This is a genomic window from Streptomyces sp. SID3212, from assembly GCF_009865405.1.
Classification (GTDB): domain Bacteria; phylum Actinomycetota; class Actinomycetes; order Streptomycetales; family Streptomycetaceae; genus Streptomyces.
Genome location: NZ_WWJY01001245.1, coordinates 1 through 7,739 on the forward strand (window position 1 = coordinate 1; position 7,739 = coordinate 7,739).

8 protein-coding genes are annotated in these 7,739 nt (G+C 72.6%); 1 reads left to right on the forward strand and 7 read right to left on the reverse strand.

The window, feature by feature from the left end; translation table 11 throughout:
• The 3 genes from GT042_RS37495 to GT042_RS37505 form a co-directional block, all read right to left on the reverse strand.
• Positions 1-925, reverse strand: a 925-nt coding sequence (locus GT042_RS37495) for a biotin carboxylase N-terminal domain-containing protein (RefSeq protein ID WP_161313134.1), incomplete at its 3' end; no start/stop codon positions are given.
• Positions 922-1,545 carry an urea amidolyase associated protein UAAP2 gene (locus GT042_RS37500; RefSeq protein WP_345944066.1) on the reverse strand — a complete coding sequence of 208 codons (624 nt, stop codon included), beginning with the start codon at positions 1,543-1,545 and terminating at the stop codon, positions 922-924. The genes GT042_RS37500 and GT042_RS37495, both read right to left, overlap by 4 nt.
• Before the next feature lie 5 nt (positions 1,546-1,550).
• Positions 1,551-2,402: an urea amidolyase associated protein UAAP1 gene (locus tag GT042_RS37505; protein ID WP_161313136.1), complete on the reverse strand. Its 852-nt coding sequence runs from the start codon at positions 2,400-2,402 to the stop codon at positions 1,551-1,553.
• A gap of 148 nt (positions 2,403-2,550) precedes the next feature.
• Here GT042_RS37505 and GT042_RS37510 point away from each other — a divergent pair, with 148 nt between their 5' ends.
• Positions 2,551-3,189 carry a TetR/AcrR family transcriptional regulator gene (locus GT042_RS37510; RefSeq protein ID WP_161313137.1) on the forward strand — a complete coding sequence of 213 codons (639 nt, stop codon included), beginning with the start codon at positions 2,551-2,553 and terminating at the stop codon, positions 3,187-3,189.
• A 73-nt stretch (positions 3,190-3,262) separates the two neighbouring features.
• On the opposite strand, the gene GT042_RS37515 is transcribed toward GT042_RS37510, so the two are convergent.
• The 4 genes from GT042_RS37515 to GT042_RS37530 all read right to left on the reverse strand — a co-directional run.
• Positions 3,263-4,258, reverse strand: coding sequence for an ADP-ribosylglycohydrolase family protein (locus tag GT042_RS37515; protein WP_161313138.1), 996 nt, complete (start codon positions 4,256-4,258; stop codon positions 3,263-3,265).
• A complete protein-coding gene (locus tag GT042_RS37520; RefSeq protein WP_161313139.1) occupies positions 4,255-5,802 on the reverse strand; it encodes an amino acid permease in 1,548 nt (515 codons plus the stop codon). Before GT042_RS37520 ends, GT042_RS37515 begins: the two co-directional genes overlap by 4 nt.
• 136 nt (positions 5,803-5,938) lie before the next feature.
• Positions 5,939-6,592 (reverse strand): fasciclin domain-containing protein, encoded by a 654-nt coding sequence (locus GT042_RS37525; RefSeq protein ID WP_161313140.1) that lies wholly within the window; start codon positions 6,590-6,592, stop codon positions 5,939-5,941.
• A gap of 87 nt (positions 6,593-6,679) precedes the next feature.
• Positions 6,680-7,739: molybdopterin-dependent oxidoreductase (locus GT042_RS37530; RefSeq protein WP_161313141.1), on the reverse strand; the 1,060-nt coding region annotated here is incomplete at its 5' end.

The following is a 7,739-nucleotide window of genomic DNA, read 5'->3' on the forward strand; positions in this document are numbered from 1 at the left end:
CCTCGGTGACGGGGTGTTCGACCTGGAGGCGGGTGTTGACCTCCAGGAAGTACGCCTCGGCGCGGGCGGCGTCGTAGACGAACTCGACTGTCCCCGCCGACCGGTAGCCGACCGAGGCGCACAAGTCCCGCGCCGATGCGGCGAGTTGTTCGCGGACGGCGGGCGGGAGGTCCGGCGCCGGGGACTCTTCGAGGACTTTCTGGTTGCGGCGCTGGAGGGAGCAGTCGCGGTCGCCGAGGCTGACGACCCGTCCCAGGCCGTCGCCGAAGACCTGTACTTCGACGTGGCGGGCGTCCTCCACCAGCCGTTCCAGGAAGAGTCCGGCGGAGGAGAAGGACGCCGACGCCACCCGCCGTACCCCTTCCCAGGCGTCCGCGAGTCCGGCCGGGTCGCGGACCGCGCGCATCCCGATCCCGCCGCCCCCGCCGGTGGCCTTGAGCATCACGGGATAGCCGATCGACTCGGCGGCGGCCAGTGCCGCAGCGAGGTCGGGCAGCAGGTCCGTACCGGGGGCGAGCGGCACCCCGGCCGCCCGGGCGGCGGCGCGTGCGGTGTGCTTGGCGCCGAACAACTCCAGCTGTTCCGGGGTCGGTCCGACGAAGACGATGCCGGCGTCCTCGCAGCGCCGGGCGAATCCGGCGTCCTCGGAGAGGAAACCGTAGCCGGGGTGGACGGCGCCCGCTCCGCTGTCCTTCGCGGCCCGCAGGATCAACTCCCCGTCGAGATACGACTCCTTGGGCGCGGCGGGACCGATCCGTACGGCGTGGTCGGCGAGCCGGACGTGGGGGGCGGGACGGTCGGGGTCGGAGAAGACCGCGACGGTACGGAGGCCGAGGCGGCGGGCCGTGCGGATGATCCGTACGGCGATCTCGCCCCGGTTGGCGACGAGGAGGGTGTCGAAGGCGGGGGTGCGGGCAGCGGTCATGAGGGGGCCGCCGTGATCGTCATCTCCACCGGCGTCGGGTCGAAGCCGTTGCACGGGTTGTTGATCTGGGGGCAGTTGGAGACGAGGACCAGGACGTCGGTCTCGGCGCGGAGGGTGACGCGCAGGCCGGGCGCCGACAGGCCGTCCACGATGCCGAGCGTGCCGTCCTTCTCCACCGGCACGTTCATGTACCAGTTGATGTTGGAGACCAGGTCGCGCTTGCCGAGCCCGTAACGGGCGCCCTCGGACAGGAAGTTGTCCACGCAGGCGTGCTGCGACCACGTGTGGTGGCCGTAGCGCAGGGTGTTGGACTCCTTCGAGCAGGCGCCGCCGAGGGTGTCGTGGCGGCCGCAGGTGTCCTCGGTGACCGTCATCAGCGGGGTGTGTTCGTCGGACAGCAGCACACTGCCGGTGGTCAGGAAGATGGAGCCCTGCGCGTGGATGGTGTCGGGGGCGCTGTAGCGGACGGCGGTGTCGTGGGCGTCGTACACCAGGAAGTCCACGGCCTGGTTGCCGCCGAGGTCGGTGAGGGTGAGGTGTTCGCCCCGGTGGACGACGGCGGACCAGGCGGCGCGGGCGGGGACGACGACGGAGCGCCGCGTCGGGGTGGGTACGGTCACCGGGTTCATCGGATCCCCCTGGAGGCCAGTGCCTCTTCGGTGTTGAGGAACGCGCGACGCCCCTCCGGGGTCGCCTCCCGGACCGGGTCGCCGGGCGGTGTCGGACCGGCGGCCCAGGCCAGCACCTCCAGCGGGGTGCTCGTGTAGGCGGGGCGCGGGTCGAGCGGGTGCGGCACGTTCGCGATCAGGACGGTCAGGTTCTGCTCGGCGCGCAGGGTGACGGAGCCGCCGGGGCCGTACGAACCGGTGAAGGCGAGCGTGCCGTCCTCCCGTACCTCCACGCCCTGGAAGAAGGAGACCGACGGCGGCAGGTCGCGGGGTCCGAGTCCGTGCTTGAGGGCGGCCAGCTTGAGGAGTTCGCGGCCGGCGGGGGTGGCGGAGTGCGGGGCGCCGTCCCCGTACCGCTCGGTGTTCCGCCGCAGGGTCGACGTGCCGCAGAGGGCGTCGTGCCTGCCGCCGGTCGTGTCGGTGACGAGCGAGGCGAGGACACGGCCCTGGTCGGAGAGGAGCAGCCGGCCCGCGCCCAGGTAGGCGTTCCACTGGACCTTGACGGTGTCGGCGGTGTTGAGCCGCTCCCAGGGGCGGCCGTCCACATGGAGCAGGAGATGGGCGCAGGCGTCGCCGCGCAGGTCCGTGAGCCGGATCTCGGTGCCGCGCGCCACGGCCCGGTGGGTGTAGCCGCCGCCGGCGACGGTCTCCGCCCACACCAGGTGGCCCGCCTCGCAGGGGGGCGCGGGCCAGTCGGTGGCGGGGACCACCGGCATGGCGTCGGTCCTGGTCCCGGCCTGGGCGCGGGCGTGGTCCCTGGCGCCGTACGTCGTGGCTGTCGCTTTCGCTCTCGCCGCCGCTCTTGCCATGGCTCGGCCTCCGGTTTCTGTCGTCCGACAGAAATTAGAGAGGCGCGGGGATTCGGGCCGGTTGCCCGTCCGTTGCACGGGAGTTACGGGACGCTCACCGCCCGGCGGTCAAGATCCGCCGACACACCCGTGTGCGACGATCGGTGCCATGGGCACGACGGGACGACGGGTCGGAAGGCCGCGCGCCGCACAGCGGCCGGACAGCGGGCTGGCGGTGCGGGACGAGCTGCTCGGGGCGGCGGCCGAGCTGTTCACGACGCTCGGGTACGCGGCGACGACGACGCGGACGGTCGCCGAGCGGGCGGGCCTGCGGCAGGCCACGATGTACCACTACTTCGACGGCAAGGAGGACCTCCTGGCCGAGCTGCTGGAGTCGACGGTGACGCCGTCGCTGGCGCTCGCGCGGGGGCTGCTCGCCGAGGAGGGGCGGTCGCCGGAGGCCAGGCTGTGGGACCTGTGCCGCTCGGACGTGGAACTGCTGTGCGGCGGCCCGCACAACCTGGGCGGCCTGTACCTGCTGCCGGAGGTGAGGGCGGAACGCTTCGCCGGCTTCCACCGCGTACGGGCCGACCTCAAGGACGCGTACGGCCAACTGCTCGCCGCGACCGGCCCCGGATCCCTCCTGGACAAGGGCGAGCTGGCGCTCCGCACGGACCTGGTGTTCGGCCTGATCGAGGGCGTGATCCTGGTCCACCGCTCGGACCCCGACCGCCCGGTGGAGGCATTCGCGGCGGCGACGGCGGACGCGGCGCTGCGGATTGTGGGGGTGGGGGCGGAGGGGACGTGAGGGGAGGGTGCGGCGCGGCGCCCGGCCGGTGCGGCACGGAGACCTCCGGACGCGCCCCCGGTCCGTCCCCGGCTCAGAGGTGAGTCCGCGCCGGGCCGCGTACCAGTGCCTCTGCCAGTGTCAACAGATCCGCCGCGTCCAGCACCCGGTTCCCGAAGCCGGGGAGGGGGACGTGCAGGGGGTCCGTCCAGCGGGGCGGGATCGCGGACAGGCCGTGGAGCGCGCCCGCCAATGTGCCCGTCACCGCCGCCACCGTGTCCGTGTCTCCGCCCAGGTCGATCGCGGCGGCCACGGCCGTCTCGTACGAATCCGTCGTGCGCAGCGCCCAGAGCGCCGATCCGAGGCACGGCCAGACGGCGCCGTTGAACTCCGTGGCCAGGCCGGGGTGCCAGTCGGGAGCCAGCACGGTGGCCCAGCGCGGGCGGTGGTCCTCCGTGACCTGGGCGAGGGTGGCCGGTACGGCGGACACCGGATCGCCGCCGTCCAGTGCGACCCGTACCAGTTCGTGGAGGACGGCCGTGCCCTCCCAGGCCGCCCCGTCGCCGTGGGTGAGCGCGGCGAGGCGCCGGGCGGCGGCCATGGTGGCCTCCTGGCCGGCTCCGGCGAAGTAGACGGCGGAGGTCGCGGCCCGCATCAGTGAACCGTTGCCCGCGGCCCGGCCGGTCCGCCGGTAGTGCAGCGGCGCGGCCACGTCCCAGGCATCCCCTGACGTCAGTACGTCCTCGGTCTGGAGGCCGATGTCCTTCGGGTCGGCGGCCGCCCAGCGCCGGAACCGGTCGAAGACGTCAGCCGGTTCGAGCCCGCCGTGCTCCAGCAGCGACTCGCCGACGAGCACTGCCATCTGCGTGTCGTCCGTGGCCTCGCCCGGATCCCACCCACCGCCTCCGCACATCGCGCCCACCCCGTCGGGAAACCGTGCGGAGTAGACCCCGGCGGGCCCGAACTCGAAGGGCGCGCCGAGCGCGTCGCCGACGGCGGAACCGACAACGGCCCCCGCCGCGCGGTCCGTTCGGGTGGGCCGGTCCGTTCGGGTGGGGAGGTCCGGTCGGGTGGGGTCCGGTGGTGTCATCGGGTCAGCGTAGGGAGCGTTGAGCCCCGCCGTGCGCGTACCCCCAGCCAGAGCGCCCCCGCGCCGGCCGTCGCGGCCAGGAACAGGACCGTGAACCACTGGAAGTACCAGTGGCCGCCCGCCGGGTCGTAGACCGGGCCCCGGGGCCAGGCCAGGTTGATCGTCATCGCCGCGCCGTACAGCACCGCCAGGACGTTCACCGGGAGGCCCCAACGGCCCAGGGAGAAGAGGGGGTTGCCCGTCTCGTCCAGGCCGGGGGCCGACGGTGGTGTGTACGTGCCGCGCAGGCGGCGCAGCAGCATCGGGCCCGTGACCATGACGTACGCGAGGTAGAGCATCGCGATGCACGTCGTGCCGATGGCCAGGAACGCGTCCGGCGACGCCAGGTTGAGCAGGCACAGCGCCGCCGCCGCCGCGCCCACCACCAGGGCCGGGCCCGTCGGCATGCCCGTGCGCGGTGAGACCTTCGACAGCGGGCCGGAGGCGGGCAGGACGCCGTCGCGGGCCATGGAGAACAGCATTCGCGAGCCCGACGTCTGGATCGCGAGCGTCGCGACCGCGATCGCGACCACCACGTCGGCGAGCAGCGCCCGGCCGACCCCGTCGCCCAGCGTGCTCGTCAGGACGTACGAGAGACCCTCCGTGCCGAGCCGGCCGTCGGTGAGGCTGGGCGCGGCCAACAGCCCGCCCAGCAGCAGCAGTCCGCCGAGGACCCCCGCCGAGGCCAGCGCCAGCAGGATCGTGCGCGGAGCGGTACGGCGCGGCGCGCGCGTCTCCTCGCTCAGCTCGCCCGCGCTGTCGAAGCCGATCAGGACGTACGCCGCCGTGAACGACCCCACCAGCAGCGCCCCGATCGCACCGCCCTGCCCGCCGGTGTGCAGGGTCACGCCGGGACCCCGGTCCGCGTGGGTGAACAGGAGCACCACGATCAGTACGGCCCCGATGATCTCGGCGGTCACCCCGATACGGTTGACGGCCGACATCACCCGGTTGTCCAGCAGATTCACCGCCGTCGTCAGGACCAGCAGCACCACCGCCAGCAGCGCCGCGTTCGCCGCGCCGCTCGCCGACGCGGGCGACGGATCACCGCCGACCAGCTGGAACCCCGACCAGATCGCCGGCAGCACCACCTGGAGCGCGAGCGCCGCGGCCGCCACCACCACCATCTGGCCGATCACCATGATCCAGCCCGCGAACCAGCCGAACACCGGCGTGCTCAGCCGGGTCGACCACTGGTAGACGGCCCCCGACAGCGGGTAACGCGCGGCGAGTTCGCCGAAACAGGCCGCCACCAGCAACTGGCCCACGAGCACCACCGGCCAGGTCCAGAAGAAGGCCGCGCCGCCGAACGAGAAGCCGAACGCGAAGAACTGGAACACGGTGGTCAGGACCGAGATGAACGAGAATCCGGCCGCGAACGAGGCGTACCGCCCCATGCTGCGACGCAGCTCCTGCCGATAGCCGAAACCGGCCAGCTCGACCGAGTCGAGCCGGCCGGTCCCGGCCGGGTCAGGCTGTACGTCCGTGGATGCGGTGGCGGTCATGGCGGCCCCTGTCGCTGATTCCTGTCGATTGACAGAAATTAGGGAGGGCCTGTTTCACCGGCGTCACACGCCCGTGTCCGCCCGGGGCACATCTCCTCACGGGAGGGTCTGCCGCCGACCGCCCGGACGTACCGGCTCACATCTTCGGCATCAGCACCGTGTCGATGATGTACACCGTGGCGTTGGAGGTCGGCACGTTGCCGCAGACCACACTCGCCGAGTCGTTGACCTTGTACGACTCACCCGAACCCGCCGTCGCGAGGGTCGACTTCTCCAGCGTCGGGTACGTACCGCTCGCCAGCTGCGCGGGAGCCAGCTTCTCGCCCACGACGTGGTACGTGAGGATCTTCGTCAGCGTGGCCTTGTCGGCCAGGACCTTGTCCAGGTCGGCCTTCGGGATCTTGGCGAAAGCCTCGTTGGTCGGCGCGAACACCGTGATGTTCTGGGCGTTGTTGAGCGTGTCGACCAGACCGGCCTTCTTCACCGCGGTGACCAGGGTGGACAGGTCGGGGTTGTTGGACGCGGCGGTCGCGACCGGCGCCGTCGACATGCCGTCGAAGCTGCCCGCGCCGGTCGCGGGGACCGACGCGCAGCCGGGACCGAACGGCTTGTCCGTCATGCCCGCCGCGTCGTCCGTCGCGCTCTGCGACTCCTTGGGCGCGGCGGCGGCCGAGTCCTTCGTCTTGGCGTTGTCGCTGCTGTCGTCGCTCGAACAGGCGCTCAGGGCGAGGGGCAGGACAAAAACGCCGACGGCGGCGAGGGCGGCACGCTGAATACGGGTGGCGGTCATGGAATGTCTCCTTGTTGATTTTCTCAAGTGGGTCGAGAGGTGGTGATTGAGCTGGTGAGTCAGCTGGTCCGTGTGGGGTGGGGCGCGTCAGGTCACCGCGACCACCACCGAGTGCCTGCCGGTCGCGCCGTTCGGTACGGTCCCGGCGCGGCGGTCCGTCTGGGTGTAGCCGTCCCGGTCGGTCGCGCGGACCTCGAGGGTGTGGCTGCCGGCCGTGGCCGGCCATTCCCACATCCACTGCCGCCAGGTGTCCCGGCCGCTCTCCTCCGCCAGCCGGGCCGTCTGCCAGGCGCCGCCGTCCACCCGGACCTCGACGCGGGCTATGCCCCGGTGCTGCGCCCACGCCACCCCGGCGACCGGCACCCGGCCCGCCTTGGGGCTCGCGAACGGCCTCGGGGTGTCGATCCGCGACTGGGTCTTGATGGGGGCCTCGCGGGACCAGGTCCGCTTCACCCAGTACGCGTCGTAGGCGTCGAACGTGGTCAGTTCGAGATCCTGGATCCATTTGCAGGCCGAGACATAGCCGTACAGTCCCGGCACCAGCATCCGGACGGGGAAGCCGTGGGCGAAGGGGAGCGGCTCCCCGTTCATGCCCAGCGCGAGCATCGCGTCGCGGCCGTCCATGACGGTCTCGACGGGTGATCCGATGGTCATGCCGTCCACCGAGCGGGCCACGAGCTGGTCGGCGGGGCCGCCGTCGGACGGCGGGCGGACCCCGGCCTCGCGCAGCAGGTCCGCGAGCCGGACACCGATCCAGCGGGCGTTGCCGACGTACGGGCCGCCGACCTCGTTGGACACGCAGGTCAGGGTGATGTCCCGTTCGATCAGCTCCCTGCGGAGCAGGTCGTCGAAGCCGACCGTCAGGGGGCGGGTCACGCCGGCGCCGTGGATCCGCAGACGCCAGGCCGAGGCGTCGACGCGCGGGACGACGAGGGCGGTGTCCACCCGGTAGAAGTCCTTGTTGGGTGTCGTGAACGAACTCAGGCCCGGGATACGGAGATCCGCGCCGGCCGGCACCGGACGGGCCGGTGAAGCGGGCGGCGGGAGCACGATGTCCTCGCGGGTGGCGGCGGCCTTCGCCAGCTCCGTGGTGTTGAGGTGGCGGCCGACCCCGCCCGCGACGGCGGAGGCGGCGACGGCGGCGCTC